The following is a 19854-nucleotide window of genomic DNA, read 5'->3' as shown; positions in this document are numbered from 1 at the left end:
GTTCGATCAAACCGTACGCCGCCCGATCAAAGTCAAAAGCCAGCCGATGGCCGCAAAGGGCCAGACCCAGCCGACCCATTGCGCTAAGCCGTACAGATTGATGAAGCGCCCCTGCGTCCAAGCCTGCAGGCTCAGGTGCATGTAAGGGCTGGTTGGCGCCTGACTGACCAGCGCGATCAAGCTGCACAGCGTGACCAGGGCCAAGGCCGCGCAGAGGCGGCGCGGCAGCAGCATCGACAGGCCGGCCAGCAACACACCCGCCGCAAGACCAGGCCAAGTCGCCAAGGTCAACCAGGCCCAGGCGTGCTGCGGGCCGAAGTTCAGCGCCGTCGACAAAGCCGTGGTCAGCATGCCCAACGCCAGGGCACCGGGAATCAAAGCCCAGCGTCGCCACCCTGGGCGGGCCACGGCCAGCGCCAGCAATATGGGCGCAAGCAAGCCCAGCGCGATGACGATGGCCTCCAGGCCCGGCGGCAGCGCGCGGGCCATGTCCAAGGCAACGTCGCTGTCGTCCGCCCACTGCAGCGCCCAGGGCGTATCGGCCAGCAGACTCACAACCAGGGTCTGTAAATGCGGCAACCACTGTCCCAGGCCCAGAGGCACGGGCGTCGGGAACAACAAACCCACGGGCCACAGCGCCAGCAAGGCCAACGCACCCGCGCAATGTGGCTGAAACCAATAGTCGCGCACATCCTGCCAGCGCCGCAGCCCACCGAAAGCGTTCAAGAGCACGCCCGCCCCCACGCCCAGCCAGGCGCCACTCACATTGAGCGTCCAATCCAGCAAAGAGGGCACGCGGCCCGGCAGAAAGTACTGCAGGGTTTCCATCCCAAACGACAGCGCCGGCGCCGGCAACAACCCCCAGGCCAAACCGGTTTTCAGGCCGCGCCCGGTTCGCAACGCTGCGGCAAATCCCAACAAACCCAGCGGCAGATAGCCCAGCACATTGGCCCACATGTCAAAGGCGCCGAAGTAGCGTGGCCAAGGCAGGCCGATCAGGTCAAACAGCGCCATGCCCGGCGGCCAAGTCCAGGGCCAAAATGGGTACAGGCTGGCATAGAGCAGCAGCGCCAGATAGGCCAGCAACAGCCAGGTGGCGGAGCTCTGCCGACGCACCCCCAACACGCCAGCCGGGCTCAGAAAGGTTTAACCACAACCAAAATCACGATGGCGGCGAACAGCAGCACCGTGACCTCGTTGAACACCCGGAACCAGCGGTCGCTGCGCCGGTTGCTCAGCGTCTCAAAGCGCCGCAGGATTCGGCCGCAGGCATGGTGATAGCCGCAAACCCCCACGACCAGAGCCAGCTTGGCATGCAGCCAATAATTGCCCGTCCCGCGTCCCACGCCGTAGTGCAGCCACAGCGTCAGGCCGAACACCAGCGCCGGCAACATCAACACCGTGGAGAAGCGGTACAGCTTGTGCGCCATCAACAACAGTCGCTCCCGCTCGGCATGGCTGTCGGCAGGCACCATGGCCAGATTCACGAACAGACGCGGCAGGTAGAACAAGCCAGCAAACCAGCTGGCGACAAAAATCACATGAAGGGCTTTAATCCAGAGCATGGAGCCATTATGCGGGCGGCCCGCCGGCTTGCCTTGATCGGTTGGGCACTGAGCGCCACAACCAAAAAAAACCCCGGCACACGGCCGGGGTGGGAAAGCCTTGTCGCTGTCATCACGTCAAAGCTCCTGCTCAGGGAGGAAAAGCAGGGAACGATCACCTTGCGGCTATCATTCAGGTTGAATAATAACAGAAATGATACATACGATCAAATAGGTGATTTTGCGTAACCCAAGCCGGAGTGAAAAAGCGCGTCGCTTGCGCCTGCTTTTCGCCTGGTTTTTGCCTGTTTTTCAACCTACTTTTCTTGCAGAACCCTCATGACTGCTGCCATCCCTGCTCCTTTTCCTGCCAGCCGCCCACGCCGCCTGCGCCGTGATGCCTTCACCCGCGCCCTGGTGCGAGAGCATGCATTGAGCAGCAGCGATCTGATACTTCCTGTCTTTGTCCATGAAGGCGAAAACCGGGTTGAACCCGTGTTGTCCATGCCCGGTGTGGCACGCATGAGCCTGGACCGACTGACCGAAGTCGCTGAAGAATGTGTTCGCCTCGGGATTCCGGTGCTGGCCCTGTTCCCGGTGATCGACGCCAAACTCAAGACGCCGGACGGCATCGAAGCCACCAATCCCGACGGCCTGGTGCCGCGCGTGGTGCGCGCACTCAAAGCCCGCGTGCCCGAGTTGGGCCTGCTCACCGACGTGGCGCTGGACCCCTTCACAAGCCACGGCCAGGACGGCGTGCTGGACGAGACCGGCTACATCCTGAACGACCGCACTGTGGAGATGTTGACTGCGCAAGCGCTGGTGCAGGCCGAGGCCGGCGTTGACATCGTCGCCCCCAGCGACATGATGGACGGCCGCATCGGCGCGATCCGCCAGGCGCTGGAGGCCAAGGGCCACATCCACACCCGCATCATGGCCTATAGCGCCAAGTACGCCAGCGCCTTCTACGGCCCCTTCCGCGACGCGGTCGGGTCTGCAGGCAATCTCGGCAAGGCCGACAAAAAGACCTACCAGATGGACCCGGGCAACAGCGATGAAGCGCTGCGCGAGGTGGCGCTGGACCTGGCCGAAGGTGCCGACATGGTGATGGTCAAACCCGGCATGCCCTACCTGGACATCGTGCGGCGCGTCAAGGACGAATTCCGCGTGCCCACTTTCGCTTACCAGGTCAGCGGCGAGTACGCCATGCTCAAGGCCGCCGCCGCCAACGGTTGGCTCGACCACGACGCCGTCATGATGGAGTCGTTGCTCGCCTTCAAACGCGCCGGTGCCGACGGCATCTTGACCTACTTCGCCCTGGAAGCAGCCCGGCTGCTCAAATCCAGGGTTTGACCCATCTGCCGGCACACCGTCTCGCCCCATGCGCTTTTTCCACATTCAAGGTGAACGTTTCATCGAGTTGGCCCAGTTGCCGGCCGACTTGCCGGCGGCTGGCTTTCTCTGGGCCAGCTACGAGCGCGGTGAATTCGATCAGCATTACGGCGAATTCCAGCAGCATCTGCAGCGCTGGGACTGCGGCCAGTTGGTGGACCTGCACACCGCAGACCTGCTGAACAAGCAACTGCCGTCCAACTTCGACTACACCTCGTGGTACGACCTGCTGATTTTCACGCGCCTCGCGGCACTGCCCGGCTTGGAAGAGCGCCCCGCCGATGACGAAGCGGGTCGGCTGGCCGCAGCGCAGGCTGCGTTTGCCGCCATCGAAACCAGCCCGCTGGGCTTCGCGGTGTTTGACCATGTGCTGCTCACGGTTCATCCTGAAGGCTGCCCGGTGCGCGAGTTTTTCGCGGGCAAGCTGGGGCAACTGACCGAAGGACGCGATCTGCGCGGCAGCGCGCGCCTGCCCACCAGCCCGGCCGAGTTGATGCTGCGCATGGTCAACCACTTGGTGGACAGCTACCTCGAACTGCGCCGCCTGCTGACCCGCCATCTGGGCACGCTGCAACGTGCCTTGATGGAAGGCAACAGCCATTTCGACAACTGGCCCCTGCTACTGACCGCCCGCGACACCCTGCACCGGCTGGAAGAAATCAGCGAAGACCAGCGCAGTGCCGTTCAAGAATGGATCGACGCGCTGGACGAATGGCCGGTCAGCATCGACCCCGCCGTGCAACGCGACCGGGAACTGCTGCGGGTGCGCTCACGTGACGTGCTGGAGCACATCGAGCGGGTGTTGACCCATGTGCGCCGGCTCGAATCCTCCAGCGAAGCGGCGGTGCAGATGCACTTCTCGGCGCTGGGGCACCGTACCAACGCCATCATGCGCACGCTGACCGTGCTCACCGCCATCTTCTTGCCGCTCAACCTGATCACCGGCATTTTTGGCATGAACTTCGACGGCTTGCCGCTGATTCACAAAGCCGCAGGGTTCTGGATCGCCTTCGGGCTGATGCTGACACTCGGCCTGGGCCTGGGCCTGTACTTCTGGCGCAAACGCTACCTCGGCACGCGGCACTGAACCGGGGCTGCGCACCTCGCAACGCCTCGCTCAGGCCTGGGCGTAGGGATCGGCGAAGCCCAGCGCCAGCATGATCTCGCTTTCACGCGCTTCCATGCATTCGGCCTCGTCTTCTTCTTCGTGGTCATAACCCTGCGCATGCAGGGTGCCGTGCACCAGCATGTGGGCGTAATGGGCAACGATATCGCGCTGCTCCTCGGCGGCCTCACGCGCCACCACTTCAGCGCAAATCACCAGATCGGCCATCACCACCGGCTCATGGCTGTAGTCGAAGGTCAGCACATTGGTGGCGTAATCCTTGCTGCGAAACTCCCCGTTGAGGCGTTGCCCCTCCTCGGCATCCACGATGCGCACGGTGATCTCGCCCGGTAACTCCAAAGCTGAGCGGATCCAGCGAGCCACCTTGTGGCGAGGCAGCAGTGCACGGTGCCGGGGGTCGGCAAACTGCAGCGACAAGCTCAATTCGGGCAAGCTCATGACTCGCGCCCTCCATTCAATTTGGCCTGCAGGGCGGTACGCGCCTCGTAGGCTTCCACAATCCGCGCCACCAGGGGATGGCGCACCACATCAGCGCTGGTAAAGTGCGTCATCGCAATGCCCTTGACCTTGGCCAATACCCGCTCGGCATCGACCAAACCACTGGTGCTGCCCTTAGGCAGGTCGACTTGGCTGGTATCACCGGTCACCACGCACTTGCTGCCAAAGCCGATGCGAGTGAGAAACATCTTCATCTGCTCGGGCGTGGTGTTCTGCGCCTCATCCAGAATCACAAACGCGTGGTTGAGCGTGCGGCCCCGCATAAAGGCCAGGGGCGCCACTTCGAGCAGGCCTTTTTCGAAAGCCTTGGTGACACGGTCAAAACCAATCAAATCATACAAAGCGTCGTACAGCGGGCGCAGGTAGGGGTCGACTTTCTGCGTCAAGTCGCCAGGCAGAAAACCCAACCGCTCGCCTGCCTCCACCGCTGGGCGGGTGAGGATGATGCGCTGCACGCTGCTGCGCTCTAGCGCATCCACCGCACAAGCCACCGCGAGATAGGTCTTGCCCGTGCCAGCAGGGCCCAGGCCAAAGGTGATGTCGTGCGCCATGATGTGGCGCAGGTATTCGTGCTGGCGCGGCGTGCGGCCGGCCAAATCGGTACGGCGCGTGCGCAGCACCAGGGGCTCGGCATCAGCGCCCGCGGCCGGCGCCGGGGCGGACTCCTTCACGCCGGGCTTCTTGCGGATTTTGGCCGCCGCTTGCAGTTCACCCATCGCCTCAGCCAGGGCCAACTGCACAGTCTCTCCGGGCAGGGCGCGGCGGGCGCGCTCATACAAGGTCTGCAAGAGCAGCAGACTGCGCTCGGCAGCGGCCTTGGGGCCGTCGATGCGCAAACGCTCGTGCTGGCGGCTGATGCGCACACCCAAGGCAGCTTCGATCTGGCGCAAATGCTCGTCCAGGCTGCCGCAGAGGTGGGCCAGTCGTTTGTTATCAACCGGCACAAAGTCGTGGCGAAGAATCACGGGGCTGCTTTCGTCAAGTTCATGCCAAGCTTGTCCATCAACGGGCTCAAGGGACTCTTGGCAATTGGATTGGGCACTATTGTCGCCGCCGTACCCCATGAAGCGCTAAAACGCTGAAATCTCGCCCGCGCCACGTCCCCGCCATCCAGCCATGCCCAACGCTGGCGTGGAAAACCCGCAGACTTGGGGCGATCAATCGCCACGGCCCTCCTGCACAATCGCGCCTCATGCACAGAATGAAACAAAATGTTCGAAACCTCGCCGCTTTAACGGGAGGAGCCCGGCTCCTAGCCGCACTCGCCTGGGCCGCATCCGGGGCGTGCCTCGCCCAGGCAGGCGGTCCGGCCGATGCTGTTGGCGCTGTTGGCGCTGTTGGCGAGATCAACTTCAACTGGCCTTCCTACGCCGCCGTGGCCGAGCAATGGATGCTTGGGATGCTGCTGATTTTGAGCGTCATGGCCGCGCTGACCGCCCATCTGTATCCGCGTGAGAGCCAAGTGAGTTGCCTGGGCTACATGCTGTCGGCCGGGGTGGCTTGCAAAGTTCTGCCGCATGTCACGCCACTCGCCTCTACGTGGTTGCCGGCCGCCGGCCTTCTCAGCCTGGCCCTGCTGCTGCTGTGGGGCTTTCAATATCTATCTCGCCAGGTGGGCGCGCCGCGGCCCAAGGTCGATCAACTGCTGTGGCTGCAAGCCCTGCTGCTACCCGCCGCCGCCCTGCTGATCGGCTCGCTGGTTTGGCCCCGTTGGGCCGAGTTCGGTCAAACCGTGCTGATGCTGGAGTTCATCGGCCTGCTGGCCTGGTACTTGCGGCAATGCTGGCAGCACCACCGCGCAAGCCTGCCCGATGGCACCGCCAATCCGCCCCTCCTGCCCCTTCTGCCACTAACCGGCGCGCTGGGTGTGGCGGGGGCCGCCTTGTTGATTGACCAAGCCGTGGCCTGGGTGCTGCCTGCATCCGGTGCCACCATGCGCCAAGCCCTGGGCCTGGGTTTGCCGCTCGCCCTGGTGAGCCTCAGCCTGTTTTTTTTCGCCGACTTCGTGCGGGGACGCCGCGCCGCCGACCTCCAGCAAGTGCAGTTGGAGCAGCAAATGGGCGAACGCATCAACGCCATGGAGCGTGACTTCGCCAACTCGGTTGAACAAAAGCTCGAGCAAGTCACCGAGCGTGAACGCAAGCGCATTGCCGCCGACCTGCATGACGACCTAGGCGCCAAGCTGCTGACCATCGTGCACACCAGCGAGTCCGACCGCATCTCCACCCTCGCCCGCGAGGCGCTGGAAGAAATGCGCCTGTCTGTCCGCGGCCTGACCGGCCGCCCCGTGCAATTGATCGACGCCTTGGGCGACTGGCGTGCCGAAGTCATCTCCCGGCTGGGCCAAGCCAATATCCTGGCAGAGTGGAAGGCCCCGGCCGAAGACATCGAGCACACCTTGCCCGCGCGGGCCTATGTGCAAACCACGCGAATCTTCCGCGAGGCCGTCAGCAACATCATCAAGCACAGCGCCTGCACCCACTGCACCATCAACTGCAATGTGCACGGAGGCGACTTCATGGTCATCATCCAGGACAACGGCCAAGGCATTCCCGCCGAGTTGGACGGCCGCCTCGACCGTGGCCACGGCATGGCCAGCATGAAATCGCGCGCCAAACAAATGCACGGCCAATGCCTGGTGGAATCGGGCCCGGGCTGGGGAACCGTGATCCGTCTCACGATTCCGCTCTGATTGCAAGCCTTTGGCGCCTTCGGCACTACAGCCTGCTTGGCAGCCAGCCGATAACAGCTTACCGTTGCCACGCCCGCCGCAAGGCGAGCCCCTGACCCTTCACCTTCGGGCAAAAAAAAAGACCATGGACCACATCCTTCTGCTGGAAGACATTCCTGAAATTCGTGCTTGGCTGAAAGCCCTGGTCAAGCAAGTATTCGCCAATGCCCAGATCACCGAATGCTCGCGGGTGCAAGACGCCCTGGCCCTGGTGAACAGCCAGCGCTTCAACCTGGCCCTGCTCGACCTCGGCCTGCCCGACGGCTCCGGCGTTGACGTGATCGCCGCCCTGCGGGAGCGCCAGCCCGAGGCGCAATCAGTCATCGTCACCATCCACGACGACGACGAGCATCTGTTCCCCGCCTTACAGGCCGGCGCTTTCGGCTACCTGCTGAAAGAGCAATCGCGCGAGTTGCTGTTCGAACAACTACAGCGCATGAGCCAGGGCGAGCCGCCGCTGTCGCCCTCGATTGCGCGCAAGGTCATTGCCCACTTCGCCAACCAAAGGCGCCCGCAAGTCGCCGCCGTGCTGCACGAAGTCTCCCTGACCGACCGCGAAACCGAAGTGCTGCTGCGCGTGGCCAAGGGCTACACGCTGCCCGAGATTGGCGTGCAACTGGGCTTGTCGCGCCACACCATTGCCGACTACGTGAAGCAGATCTACCGCAAGCTCAACGTATCTTCCCGGGCCGAAGCCGCACTGGAGGCACAACGCCTGGGCCTGTTCGGCAGGAATTAACCAACATATTGCCAACATCGGGCCGGCACCTTACCGGCCTGATAATGCCGGCATGATCGGCAGACTCACAGGCGTCATCGCGGAAAAATCGCCCCCGCAGCTCCTCATTGATGTGCAAGGCGTTGGCTATGAAGTCGACGTCCCGATGAGCACCTTCTACAACCTGCCGGGCCTGGGCGAAAAAGTCACCCTGCTGACTCACTTCGTGGTGCGAGAAGACGCGCAGATCCTCTTCGGCTTTCTCTCCGGTGAAGAGCGCAGCACCTTCCGCCAACTCATCAAGATCAGCGGCGTCGGGCCCAAGATGGCACTGAGCCTGCTGTCGGGTTTGTCAGTCGCAGAGCTGGCGCAAGCGGTGTCGCAACAAGAAGTGGCCCGCCTGGTCAAGGTGCCCGGCATCGGCAAAAAAACCGCTGAGCGTCTGCTGCTGGAGCTCAAAGGCAAATTGGGCGCTGACCTGGGCGCGCCCGTCAGCGTGGGCACCGACAACCAGACCGACATTCTGCAAGCCCTGATCGCCCTCGGCTACAGCGAGAAAGAAGCCGGCTTGGCGCTGAAAGCTCTGCCATCGGACGTGGGCGTTAGCGACGGCATCAAGCTGGCCCTGAAGTCCCTGTCCCGCTGAACCACTGAACCGCGCCCATCCTCGCCCGAGCCTTTGACCCATGAGCATCCAGACCGACGACTTTGCCAGCGCCGCACCCGCTCAACGTGTGATCAGCGCAGCCCCCACCTCCCCCCGGGAAGAGGCGATTGAGCGCGCCCTGCGGCCCAAGCTGCTGGACGAATACGTCGGCCAAAGCAAAGCCCGCGAGCAACTTGAAATCTTCATCGGCGCCGCTCGCAAACGCGACGAGGCCATGGACCACGTTTTGCTATTCGGCCCGCCCGGCCTGGGCAAGACCACGCTGAGCCACATCATTGCCGCCGAGCTGGGCGTGAACCTGCGGCAAACCTCCGGCCCGGTGCTGGAAAAGCCCAAAGACCTCGCCGCCATCCTCACCAATCTCGAGAAGAACGATGTGCTCTTCATCGACGAGATTCACCGGCTGTCGCCCGTGGTCGAAGAAATCCTCTACCCGGCGCTGGAGGACTACCAAATCGACATCATGATCGGCGAGGGCCCAGCGGCCCGCTCCATCAAGCTCGATCTGCAGCCCTTTACCCTGGTCGGTGCCACCACGCGTGCCGGCATGCTGACCAACCCGCTGCGCGACCGTTTCGGCATCGTGGCCCGGTTGGAGTTCTACACGGCGGCCGAGTTGCAGCGCATCGTCACCCGCTCCGCCGCTTTGCTGAACACGCCCATCGACCCTGACGGCGCACTTGAAATCGCCCGCCGCTCACGCGGCACACCGCGCATTGCTAACCGCTTGCTCAGACGGGTACGCGACTACGCCGAGGTCAAAGGCAATGGCCACATTGGCAAGGAAGTGGCCGACAAAGCCCTGGCCATGCTGGATGTGGACCCGCAGGGCTTTGATCTGATGGACCGCAAACTGCTGGAAGCGATTGTTCACCGCTTCGACGGTGGCCCGGTCGGGCTGGAGAACGTAGCCGCCGCCATTGGCGAAGAAGCCGGCACCATCGAAGACGTGATCGAGCCCTACCTCATTCAGCAAGGCTATCTACAACGCACGCCGCGCGGCCGCATTGCCACGCTGGCGGCATTCCGTCACCTCGGGGTCGCGCCGCCCAAATCGGCGGGCGCCCTGTTTGACGAAGTGCTCTGAAAGCCACTGAAGATCTTTCGGGGGAAGGGCCCCGCGGCCCGCGCGCTCAGGGCAACTTGCCGAGAATCTTGTCCATCTCACTGGCGTTATAAGCACGCAGCGAGCGGGTGCGCACATTGCCCTGCACCGCCACCGCAAGATTGAAGGCCGAGAGCGAGGTCTCGTCTTCGGCCTCCAGCACACAGACCATGTCACAGTCGCCCATGGTCCAAAAAATCTCTCGCATATTGACGCCAAATTTCTTGGCCACCTCCTTCGCCGCCGCCGCCCGCTTGGTGGTGTCTTTGATGCTCTGAATGCCCTTTTCGGTGAAATTCAGCAAACCGATGTAGGTGATCATGGATGTCTCCCGTCAACACGTGAAGGGGCGCTCAAACTCACTCGGCACGCCGCCCCTGGGTCACATTGCCGGCAACTGATAGCGATCCTCCGGCCCGCGCGAGGCCGCTCAGATAACGGACCATGCCAACGTCATCAATCAAACCGCCGCGCAGGCTGCCATCACCCATTGATACTAGGCTTTGGCCTCCCGCACAACAAGGGATTAAATACAGCCGAATGGCCTTGAATTCAGCGCCGGAATCGACATCACCCAACGCCGCAAGGGCTTTGGCCAGCCGGGCACGCCGCGTCGGGCGGCTGCGTACACTTGGATGAGTCAACCCATCGCCTCTTGCCTGGAGCCCAATGCATGAGCACCTCTGAAGCACCTGCGTCACCCAACATTCCACCCACCAGCCCACCCTACGCCCCGCCGGCGATCTGGACTTGGCATCAGGACAACGGCGGCCGCTTCGCCAGCATCAATCGACCCGTGGCCGGCGCCACGCATGAGCAAGCGCTGCCGGTGGGTCGCCACCCGCTGCAGCTGTATTCGCTGGCCACGCCCAATGGCGTCAAAGTCACGGTGATGCTTGAAGAATTGCTGGAGTTGGGGCACGCCGGCGCGGAGTACGACGCCTGGATCATCCCCATCAATGACGGCGCGCAATTTGGCAGCGGCTTCGTGGCGGTGAACCCCAACTCCAAGATTCCGGCACTGATGGATCACAGCGGGGACCACGACGGCGGCACGCCGGTGCGGGTGTTCGAGTCGGGCGCCATCCTGCTGTACCTGGCCGAGAAGTTCGGCGCCTTCTTGCCCACCGACATGCCGGCGCGCGCCGAATGCCTGTCGTGGCTGTTCTGGCAGATGGGCAGCGCGCCCTTTCTGGGCGGTGGCTTCGGGCACTTTTTTGCCTATGCCCCCACCAAGATCGAATACGCCATTGACCGCTACGCCATGGAAGTCAAGCGTCAGCTCGACGTGCTCGACCGCCGGTTGGCCGACAGCCCCTACCTCGCCGGCGCCGAGTACACCATTGCCGACATGGCAGTGTGGCCCTGGTACGGCGCGCTGGTCAAAGGGCATTTGTACGAGGCCGGTGAATTTTTGCAGGTGCACACCTACACCCATGTGATACGTTGGGCCGAGCAGATCGCCGCGCGGCCGGCCGCCCAGCGCGGCCGCAAGGTCAACCGCGCCTGGGGCGATCCGGCCAGCCAGCTGCACGAACGCCATGCGGCCAGCGACTTCGAGACGCGAACACAAGACAAGCTGGCAGCCACCGGCTGAGTTTCTCTGCACGGTGCTTCCCCCTAACTCGCACTTTCATCTCACCAACGCAAAGACGCGCCGCCATGACCGTCATCCTCTACGACTGCGCCACGGCGCCCAGCCCCCGCCGCGCCCGCATCTTGCTGGCCGAAAAGCAGGTGCAGCACGACACCGTGCAAATCGATTTGCGCAGTGGCGAGCAAATGGGCGAGGCCTACCGGCAGATCAACCCGCAATGCACAGTGCCCGCACTGCGCACGGAAGACGGCGCGCTGCTGACCGACAACGCCGCCATTGCGACCTACCTGGAGGCACGCTACCCCGCGCCGCCACTCATGGGCACCACGCCGCTTGAAAAGGCGGAGATCGCCAGTTGGCAGTGGCGCATTGAATTCGAAGGGCTGATGGCCATTGCCGAAGCCCTGCGCAACAGCGCGCCCGCCATGGCCAACCGCGCCCTGCCCGGCCCCACCGACTACCCGCAAATCCCAGCCCTGGCCGCCCGGGGCCAGCAGCGTGTGCAGCATTTTTTCGACACGCTCAACGCGCATTTGGCCGGGCGCAGCTACATCGCCGGCGGGCGTTTCAGCATCGCCGACATCACTGCCGTCGTGACGGTGGACTTTGCCAGGGTGATCAAGCTCAAGCCTGACGCCTCGCACCCGCACCTGCTGCGCTGGCGTGCAGCCATGGCGGAGCGCCCCGCCATGGCGCTGTGAAGTGGCGGGGCCGTTATCCCAAAATCACATAGCTGAATCGGAAAAAACGATACTTTCAATCTAGCTTGGAGACTTAAGCTGAAGGTCGTTTCTTGACAGATCACGGCCCCATGAAGATTACCAAGCTCACGACCTACCGCGTGCCTCCGCGCTGGATGCTTCTCAAGATTGAAACTGACGAAGGCATCGTCGGCTGGGGTGAACCCGTCATCGAAGGGCGCGCCCGCACGGTGGAGACCGCGGTCGAAGAATTCGCGCCCCTGCTGATCGGCCAAGACCCGGCCCGCATCAACGACCTGTGGCAAGCCATGTACCGCGGCAGCTTCTACCGCGGCGGCCCCATCCTGATGAGCGCCATCGCCGGCATCGACCAGGCCCTGTGGGACATCAAGGGCAAAACCCTGGGCGTGCCCGTCTACGAGTTGCTAGGCGGCCTGGTGCGCGACCGCATGAAGACCTACTCCTGGGTCGGCGGCGACCGCCCGGCCGATGTCATCAAGGACATCCGCCGCCTGCGTGAAGCGGGCTTCGACACCTTCAAGATGAACGGCACCGAAGAGCTGGGCATCATCGACAGCGCCGCCGCCGTCGATGCCGCTGTGGGCCGCATCGCCGAGATTCGCGCCGCTTTTGGCCAAGAAATCGAGTTCGGCATCGACTTCCACGGTCGCGTCGCGGCCCCCATGGCCAAGGTACTGCTGCGCGCCCTGGAGCCCTACCGGCCTCTGTTTGTCGAAGAACCCGTGCTGGCCGAACAAGCCGAGTACTACGCCAGGTTGGCCGAGCACACCTCCATTCCGCTGGCGGCGGGCGAGCGCATGTTCTCGCGCTTTGATTTCAAACGCGTGTTCCGCGACGGCGGCATTGCCATCGTGCAGCCCGACCTGTCGCATGCCGGCGGCATCACCGAGTGTGTGAAGATCGCCGCCATGGCTGAAGCCCATGACGTGGCCCTCGCCCCCCATTGCCCGCTGGGCCCGGTGGCACTGGCAGCCTGCTTGCAGGTTGACTTCGTGTCGCACAACGCCGTGCTGCAAGAGCAAAGCATGGGCATCCACTACAACCGGGACGCCGAACTGCTGGACTACGTGAGCAACCGCGAAGACTTCCACATCGAAGGCGGCTACATCAAACCCCTGCCCAAGCCCGGCCTAGGCGTGGTGGTGGATGAAGAGCGCGTGATCGAAGCCAGCCTGCGAGCCACCGACTGGCGCAACCCGCTGTGGCGCCACGCTGATGGCAGCATTGCCGAATGGTGACGAACGTGGCCTTGAGCAGCGCCACGGCGACCGAACCCGCACTGCTGGCCCTGGACTGGGGCAGCACGGGCCTGCGGGCCTTTTTGCTGGACGCTCGCGGCCATCAACGCGCCAGCCGCAGCGCCTCGCTCGGCGCCAGCGCAATGAACGGCCAGGCTGACAGTTATGTGGCCGCCCTGACGCAGGTGGCCGGCGACTGGCTGCAAACTTGGCCCACCCTGCCCGTGGTCGCCTGCGGCATGGTGGGCGCCAAGCACGGCTGGCGTGAAGCGCCCTACGTACCTTGCCCCGCCGACGCACACGCCCTGGCCGCACAGGCCATCGCACTGCAACTGGACGGCGGCCAAACGCTGCACATCATTCCCGGCTTGCGGCATCAGGCCCCGGCTTGCACGCCCGACGTGATGCGAGGCGAAGAAACCCAGTTGGTCGGCGCCATGCAGCTGCACCCCCAACTGGCCGACGCAGCTTGCGTGATCATGCCGGGCACCCATTCCAAATGGGCACAACTCGGCGCGGGCCAGGTGCGCGATTTCCATACCCAGATGACCGGCGAGCTCTTCGCCTTGCTGCGTCAACACTCGGTGTTAGGCCGATTGATGCCGCCAACGCGGGTCGACACCCCAAGCGCGGCTGACGAGGCGGGCTTTCTGGCCGGAGTGGCCGCTGCGCAGGCGCAAGGTGAGCAAGGCTTGCCCCGGCAACTCTTCGCGGTGCGCACCCTGGGCTTGATGGAACAACTGCCGCTGGACAGCCTGGAAGACTACCTCTCCGGTCTGCTGATCGGCCACGAATTGCGCGCCGGCCTGGCCTGGCGCGATGCAGGCGGATGCACCCACGCGCCGCTGGCCTTGATTGGCGAACCCGCCCTGTGCCAGCGCTACCGCCTGGCGCTCGAACAATTCAAGGTCACGGCCCCTTTGCTGCTGGGCAACACCGCTCCCGAGGGCCTGTGGAGCTTGGCGCTTACCGCCGGTTGGGCCGCTGCACCGGCCTGAAGCAAGCGCCCTGCCCGCCCCATCACGCAGATGCCGTCAATGCCGCAGCGGCACTGCACTACTTTGAGAGCCCTGACATGACACAAGAACTGTTCCAACGCGCTTTTGCCGCCCTGCCGCTGGTAGCCATTCTCCGCGGCGTGCGCCCCGAAGAAGTTGAGGCCATCGCACTGGGCCTGTATGCCGAAGGCTTTCGCCTGATCGAGGTCCCCATGAACTCACCGCAGGCGTTGGACTCTATCGCCCGCTTGGCGCGTGTTCTGCCGGCTGATGCCTTGATGGGCGCCGGCACCGTGTTGAGCGTCGGGGCCGCCGAACAAGTGGCCGCCGCCGGTGGCAAGCTGATCGTGATGCCGCACGCCGATGTTGAGGTGATCCGCGCGGTCAAGGCCGCCGGCCTCATCTGCGTGCCCGGTGCCGCCACCCCCACCGAGGCCTTTGCCTGCGCGCATGCCGGCGCGGACGCCGTCAAGCTATTCCCCGCCGAGATGGTTACGCCGCCCATCTTGAAAGCCATTCGCGCCGTGCTGCCGCCGGCGCTGCCCTTGCTCCCCGTGGGCGGCGTCAGCCCGCAGACCATGGGGCCATTCCTGCAAGCCGGGGCTTCGGGCTTCGGCCTGGGCTCAGCACTCTACGCGCCGAGCATGACGGCCGTTGAGGTGGCCGAACGCGGTCGCGCCTTCGTCAAAGCGTGGCGCGAACGTTGAATCCACACTGACACGACGCAGATAAAAACAGACAAGTCGGAGACAGCCATGAACACCCCCAAAACGGCATATCGCCCCCTGCGCTTCAACGCCGTTGTGGCGGGACTCAGCGCCGGGCTGACGCTCAGCCTGAGCGGCGCTGCCCACGCGCAAAACTGGCTCGAGGTGGACGCCAGCGCCCCGGCGCCCGCGCCCACCAGCGGCCACCTGCACATGGGCACGGCCACCTCGCCCAAGGGTGAAACCCTGCTGGCCAACAGCCAGTACCTCAGCCGCAATGGCCAAGCCTGGCTGCCGGTGATGGGCGAGTTCCATTACAGCCGCTGCCCGGCCGAACGCTGGGAGGCGGAGTTGCGCAAGATGAAGGCCGCCGGGGTCGACATCGTTGCCAGCTATGTGATTTGGAACCACCATGAAGAAGAGGCCGGCCAATTCAACTGGCAAGGCCAGCGCGACCTGGGGCGCTTCGTGCGGCTGGCCGCCAAGGCCGGCCTGAAAGTGGTTGTCCGCGTGGGGCCCTGGGCGCATGCCGAAGCCCGCTTCGGCGGCGTGCCGGATTGGGTGGTGAACAGCATGCCCACCCGCAGCAGCGACCCACAGTACCTGAAGGTCGTAGCGCGGCTCTACGAACAAATTGGCCTGCAACTCAAAGGCCAGATGTGGAAGGACGGCGGCCCCATCATCGGCATCCAGCTGGAGAACGAGTACAACCTCACCGGCCCGGGCCAGGGCGAAGCCCACATCCGCACACTCAAGCAGTTAGCACGGAAGGCCGGCCTGGACGCACCGCTCTACACCGTCACCGGCTGGGACGGCACGGTGTATCCCAGCGGCGAAGTCACCCCTGTTTTCGGCGGCTACCCCGATGAACCCTGGGGTGTTTCAACCACCGAACTACCGCCCAAAGAGACCTACGCCTTTCGCTTCGACAGCCGGGTGAGCGGCGACCTGGGCGCGCAAACCGCGGCCTCCGCCCCCGGCACGGCTGAAACCGACATCGCGCTGACGCCCTTCCTCGGGGCGGAATATGGCGCCGGTCTGCCGGCCATGTACCGCCGCCGCACCTTGGTTTCGCCCGATGACATTGCCTCGATGCTGCCTGTGCAACTGGGCTCGGGCGTCAATCTGATGGGCTACTACATGTTCCACGGCGGGCGCAATCCCGGCGGGCGCATGGGCCGGGTCAGCCAGGAAGAAAGCACCCTGAGCGGCGGCTACAACGACACGCCCATGGTCAGCTACGACTTCAACGCGCCGCTGGGCCCGGACGGTCAGCAACGCCCAGTGTTGAACAAGCTGCGGCCTTTCCACTATTTCTTGCACGACTTCGGCGCCGAACTGGCCGCCATGACGGTGCGCAAACCCGCCCTCACCCCCGCCCTGGCCACGGATCTGAAGACGCCGCGCTGGTCGGTTCGCGCCAAGGGCGACAGCGGCTTTTTGTTCTTCAACAACCATGTGCGCCAGTACGCCATGCCGGCGCAGCAGCAGATTCGCTTCTCGGTCAAGCTGGCGACACAGACCGTGCAGTTTCCGCGTCAGCCCATCGACGTGGCCAATGGCGCCTACTTCATCTGGCCGATCAACTTCGACCTGGGCGGCACCCGCCTCAGCTATGCCACCGCACAACCGGTGGCGCGGCTGAACCGGGGGCGCGAGGGCCTCGTCTATGTGTTCGCCGCGCAGGCGGGCATTCCGGTGGAGCTGGCCTTTGCCGACCCCGCCGTGGGTGCGCACCTGCAGGCTCCTGGCGCACGGGTGAGCGCGGCCGAAGGGCGCCTGGTCATCGATCACATCGAGCCCGGCACCCAGGCGCAACTCACGCTGCAGCGCCCCGGAGCGCCCAAGGTGACGGTGCTGGTGCTGAGCCCGCAGCAAGTAGATCAACTCAATATCGTGGACTGGGCAGGCGAGCGCCGGCTGCTGCTGAGCGAGCAAGCCGGCTCGGTGGCGGGCAAAACGCTGACCCTGCTGTCCACCCTCCAGCCCAAGGTGCGCGTGGCGGTCTACCCGCCCATCCAGGCGGTGCCCCACTCGAACCTGCCTTTGCAAACCGCCACGCAAGATGGGGTGTTTCAAGTCTTGGAGGCCCAGCACCCGGCCGTCACCGTGGAAGCGCGCTGGAACGCCCTGCGCCCGGCAGGTGAAGCACCGCCCGTGATGAAGGGCGGCCTGGCCGGCGCAGCGCTGCAACCCATTCCGGAAGCCTTCAGCAAGGCCGCTGCATGGCAGATCGAGTGGCCTCAGCTACCCGCCAATGCAGGCCAGACGCTGGAAGACATGCTGCTGCAAGTCGACTTCGTCGGTGACATCGGCCGCCTGTTTGCCGGCGCCCAGTTGATGGACGACTGGTATTACAACGGGCAGTTGTGGCAAATGAGCCTCAAGCACCTCGCCGGAATGAACCCGCCGCAAGGGGCACAAAAGTCGGCCGCTCAGGCCCTACCGCTGCAACTCAGCGTACTGCCCTTGCGCGCCGACGCGCCGATCTACCTGCCCGCCGAGCACCGCCCCGACTTCGGCAGCGCCACCCAGCTGGCCCGTGTGCGCGAGCTCAAGTGGCTGCCGGTCTACCGCTGGACCTTGCAGCCCTGAGCCCTCATGATCTATAGCGATTTGAGATAGTTCGCCGCAAACAAGACATTTGTCTGGCATGTGATCAAGCGGTAACTTTGAAGCTTGGGCATCCAGCCTTCAACAAAAATACAAAACTCCGGACACCATGATCTCTGCACCTCACGCTCGCCCGGCGGCCCGCCCAAGCCAGCCGGCCAAACTCTGAGATTCAGCGGCATTCCATCATGACAACAGACATTGGCGTGGCGAACCGCAGTACCGGTGAACGAGGCGAGGAGGCCTTGCTGGCCCTCGCCCAGGGCGCAATCCTGGGCGAGGGGCTTCAATGGCACGAGGCCAGCCAACGCTGGTGGTGGACTGACATCCAAGCCGCCACCCTGCACGCCTGGACACCAGGTTCAGCCCAGGTATTGACGGCCCGCCTGCCGGACCGCCTGGGCAGTTTTGCTCATTGCCGCTCGGGCCGGCTGCTGCTGGGCCTGGCCAAGCGCCTGGTGATGGCCAGCCTGCCCGACCTGCAAGCCAGCGGCAGTGTCACGCCGGGCATCCAGTCCCTCGTGCCCGTGGACCCCGCCGAGCCGCGTACCCGCATCAACGACGGGCGCACCGATCGACGCGGCTTCTTCGTGTTCGGCACCATGAATGAAACTGCGGCCGAGCGCCGCCCGATTGGCAGCTTCTACCAGTACTCACGCCAATACGGCCTGCGCCGGTTGGCCTTGCCGGCGGTGGCGATTGCCAACAGCATCTGCTTCAGCCCCGATGGGCGCCGCATGTACTTCTGCGACACGCTGACGCAGCGCATCATGCAATGCAGCTACGACGCGGAGACCGCCCAAGTCGCTGACCTGCGCGTGTTCGTCCAACTCGACGACCCCAAAGCCTGGCCTGACGGCTCCGTCATCGATGCCGACGGCTGCCTGTGGAACGCCCAGTGGGGCGCTGGCCAAGTCTTGCAATACTCCCCCGAGGGCGAGCGGATGCGCACGGTGGCGATGGCGGCCTCTCAGGTGACCTGCCCCGCCTTTGGTGGCGACCAGATGGGCACGCTGATGGTGAGCAGCGCCCGCGAAAATCTGAGCCGCGAACACCTGGAGCAAGAGCCACTCGCTGGCAGCCTGTTTGCCTGCCAAGTGCCGGGCCTGCGCGGCCTGGCCGACTGCTTGTTTGATGATCTAGATGAAAGCACCGCGCCCTGAGCGCCGGACCATTTCACATTTTTTGGAGACGCCAACATGAACAACATCCTTCGCCACTGGGCCAAGCCGCTGCTGGCCGCTGCCGTCGCGCTGAGCTGCGCTGCATACGCCAGGGCTGCTGATCCGATCAAGATCGGTTTTCTGGTCAAGCAGGCTGAAGAGCCCTGGTTCCAGGACGAATGGCGTTATGCCGAACAAGCGGCCAAGGAAAAAGGCTTCGCGCTGGTCAAGATCGGCGTGCCGAACGGCGAAAAGATGATTGCCGCCATCGACAACCTGGCTGCGCAAAAGGCCCAGGGCTTTGTGATCTGCGCGCCCGACGTCAAGCTGGGTGTGGCGGTGGAGCGCGCAGCCAAGCGCAACAATTTGAGGGTGATGTCGGTGGACGACCAGTTGGTGGACGGCGCCGGCAAGCCAATTGCATCGATCCCGCACATGGGCATTTCGGCCTACGAGATTGGCAAACAAGTGGGCAACGGCCTGGCGGAAGAAATCAAGCAACGCGGCTGGAACATGGCCGAAGTCGGCGCGCTGCGCATGGCCTTCGACCAACTGCCCACCGCGCGTGAGCGCACCCAGGGCGCGGTGGATGCCTTGAAGGCGGCCGGCTTTCCGGCCGCCAACCTCGTCGACGCGCCGCAAGCCAAGACCGACACCGAAAGCGCCTTCAACGCCGCCAACATCGCCTTCACCAAGCAAGCCAAGTTCAAGCACTGGGTGGCCTTTGGCATGAATGACGAAGCCGTGCTGGGCGCCGTGCGGGCGGCCGAGGGCCGGGCGCTGCGCGAAGACGCGGTGGTGGGCATCGGTATCGGCGGCAGCCAAACCGCGTTGAACGAATTCGCCAAGCCCAAACCCACCGCCTTCTACGGCACCGTGTTGATCAGCCCCAAGCGCCATGGCTATGAAACCGTGCTCATGATGCAGCAATGGATTGCCAGCGGCCAGGCACCCGCCGCCGTCACCCTGACCACCGGCACCTTGATGACCCGACGCAATCAAGACGCGGTGCGCAAGCAGATGGGTCTCTGACCG

General features: G+C 64.3%; 19 protein-coding genes. 14 read left to right on the top strand and 5 right to left on the bottom strand.

Annotation, left to right across the window (positions count from 1 at the left end):
* Positions 1-6: 6 nt before the first annotated feature.
* Together PRZ01_RS16765 and PRZ01_RS16760 are read right to left on the bottom strand one after the other, a co-directional pair.
* Complete coding sequence (locus tag PRZ01_RS16765; RefSeq protein WP_273597940.1) at positions 7-1125, bottom strand: VanZ family protein; 1119 nt, start codon at positions 1123-1125, stop codon at positions 7-9.
* A gap of 11 nt (positions 1126-1136) precedes the next feature.
* Positions 1137-1565 (bottom strand): CopD family protein, encoded by a 429-nt coding sequence (locus tag PRZ01_RS16760; protein ID WP_273597939.1) that lies wholly within the window; start codon positions 1563-1565, stop codon positions 1137-1139.
* Between the two features lie 318 nt (positions 1566-1883).
* Between PRZ01_RS16760 and hemB the strand changes: the two genes are divergently transcribed.
* Both hemB and PRZ01_RS16750 read left to right on the top strand, forming a co-directional pair.
* Positions 1884-2897, top strand: coding sequence for a porphobilinogen synthase (gene hemB / locus PRZ01_RS16755; RefSeq protein ID WP_273597938.1), 1014 nt, complete (start codon positions 1884-1886; stop codon positions 2895-2897).
* Positions 2898-2925: 28 nt separating this feature from the next.
* Complete coding sequence (locus tag PRZ01_RS16750; RefSeq protein ID WP_273597937.1) at positions 2926-4023, top strand: CorA family divalent cation transporter; 1098 nt, start codon at positions 2926-2928, stop codon at positions 4021-4023.
* Positions 4024-4053: 30 nt separating this feature from the next.
* On the opposite strand, the gene ybeY is transcribed toward PRZ01_RS16750, so the two are convergent.
* Together ybeY and PRZ01_RS16740 are read right to left on the bottom strand one after the other, a co-directional pair.
* Positions 4054-4500 carry an rRNA maturation RNase YbeY gene (gene ybeY, locus PRZ01_RS16745; RefSeq protein ID WP_273597936.1) on the bottom strand — a complete coding sequence of 149 codons (447 nt, stop codon included), beginning with the start codon at positions 4498-4500 and terminating at the stop codon, positions 4054-4056.
* Positions 4497-5525, bottom strand: a complete 1029-nt coding sequence (locus tag PRZ01_RS16740; RefSeq protein ID WP_273597935.1) for a PhoH family protein — start codon at positions 5523-5525, stop codon at positions 4497-4499. The genes ybeY and PRZ01_RS16740 overlap by 4 nt, the downstream gene beginning before the upstream one ends.
* Positions 5526-5761: 236 nt before the next feature.
* Here PRZ01_RS16740 and PRZ01_RS16735 point away from each other — a divergent pair, with 236 nt between their 5' ends.
* The 4 genes from PRZ01_RS16735 to ruvB all read left to right on the top strand — a co-directional run bounded on the left by PRZ01_RS16735 (position 5762) and on the right by ruvB (position 9763).
* Positions 5762-7252 (top strand): sensor histidine kinase, encoded by a 1491-nt coding sequence (locus PRZ01_RS16735; protein WP_273597934.1) that lies wholly within the window; start codon positions 5762-5764, stop codon positions 7250-7252.
* Between the two features lie 124 nt (positions 7253-7376).
* A complete protein-coding gene (locus tag PRZ01_RS16730) occupies positions 7377-8030 on the top strand; it encodes a response regulator (RefSeq protein ID WP_273597933.1) in 654 nt (217 codons plus the stop codon).
* Positions 8031-8082: 52 nt separating this feature from the next.
* A complete protein-coding gene (ruvA, locus tag PRZ01_RS16725; RefSeq protein WP_273597932.1) occupies positions 8083-8655 on the top strand; it encodes a Holliday junction branch migration protein RuvA in 573 nt (190 codons plus the stop codon).
* Positions 8656-8695: 40 nt separating this feature from the next.
* Positions 8696-9763, top strand: a complete 1068-nt coding sequence (ruvB, locus tag PRZ01_RS16720; RefSeq protein WP_273597931.1) for a Holliday junction branch migration DNA helicase RuvB — start codon at positions 8696-8698, stop codon at positions 9761-9763.
* 46 nt (positions 9764-9809) lie between these two features.
* On the opposite strand, the gene PRZ01_RS16715 is transcribed toward ruvB, so the two are convergent.
* Positions 9810-10103: a GYD domain-containing protein gene (locus tag PRZ01_RS16715; RefSeq protein WP_273597930.1), complete on the bottom strand. Its 294-nt coding sequence runs from the start codon at positions 10101-10103 to the stop codon at positions 9810-9812.
* Positions 10104-10454: 351 nt separating this feature from the next.
* On the opposite strand from PRZ01_RS16715, the gene yghU reads away from it, so the two are divergent.
* From yghU to PRZ01_RS16675, 8 genes are all read left to right on the top strand, one after another.
* Positions 10455-11378, top strand: coding sequence for a glutathione-dependent disulfide-bond oxidoreductase (gene yghU / locus PRZ01_RS16710; RefSeq protein WP_273597929.1), 924 nt, complete (start codon positions 10455-10457; stop codon positions 11376-11378).
* Positions 11379-11443: 65 nt separating this feature from the next.
* Positions 11444-12079: a glutathione S-transferase family protein gene (locus PRZ01_RS16705; RefSeq protein WP_273597928.1), complete on the top strand. Its 636-nt coding sequence runs from the start codon at positions 11444-11446 to the stop codon at positions 12077-12079.
* A gap of 110 nt (positions 12080-12189) precedes the next feature.
* Positions 12190-13338 carry a galactonate dehydratase gene (gene dgoD / locus PRZ01_RS16700; RefSeq protein WP_273597927.1) on the top strand — a complete coding sequence of 383 codons (1149 nt, stop codon included), beginning with the start codon at positions 12190-12192 and terminating at the stop codon, positions 13336-13338.
* On the top strand, positions 13332-14336 hold the full coding sequence (locus PRZ01_RS16695; RefSeq protein ID WP_273597926.1) for a 2-dehydro-3-deoxygalactonokinase: 1005 nt from the start codon (positions 13332-13334) through the stop codon (positions 14334-14336). Before dgoD ends, PRZ01_RS16695 begins: the two co-directional genes overlap by 7 nt.
* A 77-nt stretch (positions 14337-14413) precedes the next feature.
* Positions 14414-15043 (top strand): 2-dehydro-3-deoxy-6-phosphogalactonate aldolase, encoded by a 630-nt coding sequence (locus PRZ01_RS16690; RefSeq protein WP_273597925.1) that lies wholly within the window; start codon positions 14414-14416, stop codon positions 15041-15043.
* 48 nt (positions 15044-15091) lie between these two features.
* A complete protein-coding gene (locus tag PRZ01_RS16685) occupies positions 15092-17638 on the top strand; it encodes a beta-galactosidase (RefSeq protein ID WP_273597924.1) in 2547 nt (848 codons plus the stop codon).
* 206 nt (positions 17639-17844) lie between these two features.
* Positions 17845-18819, top strand: coding sequence for an SMP-30/gluconolactonase/LRE family protein (locus PRZ01_RS16680; RefSeq protein ID WP_273597923.1), 975 nt, complete (start codon positions 17845-17847; stop codon positions 18817-18819).
* Positions 18820-18855: 36 nt separating this feature from the next.
* A complete protein-coding gene (locus PRZ01_RS16675) occupies positions 18856-19851 on the top strand; it encodes an arabinose ABC transporter substrate-binding protein (RefSeq protein WP_273597922.1) in 996 nt (331 codons plus the stop codon).
* The last annotated feature ends 3 nt before the right edge of the window (positions 19852-19854 follow it).

The sequence above is a fragment of the Roseateles koreensis genome, assembly GCF_028595305.1.
In the GTDB taxonomy this organism is placed as follows: Bacteria; Pseudomonadota; Gammaproteobacteria; order Burkholderiales; family Burkholderiaceae_C; genus Paucibacter_A; species Paucibacter_A koreensis.
This window is presented reverse-complemented; position numbering and strand designations above follow the sequence as displayed.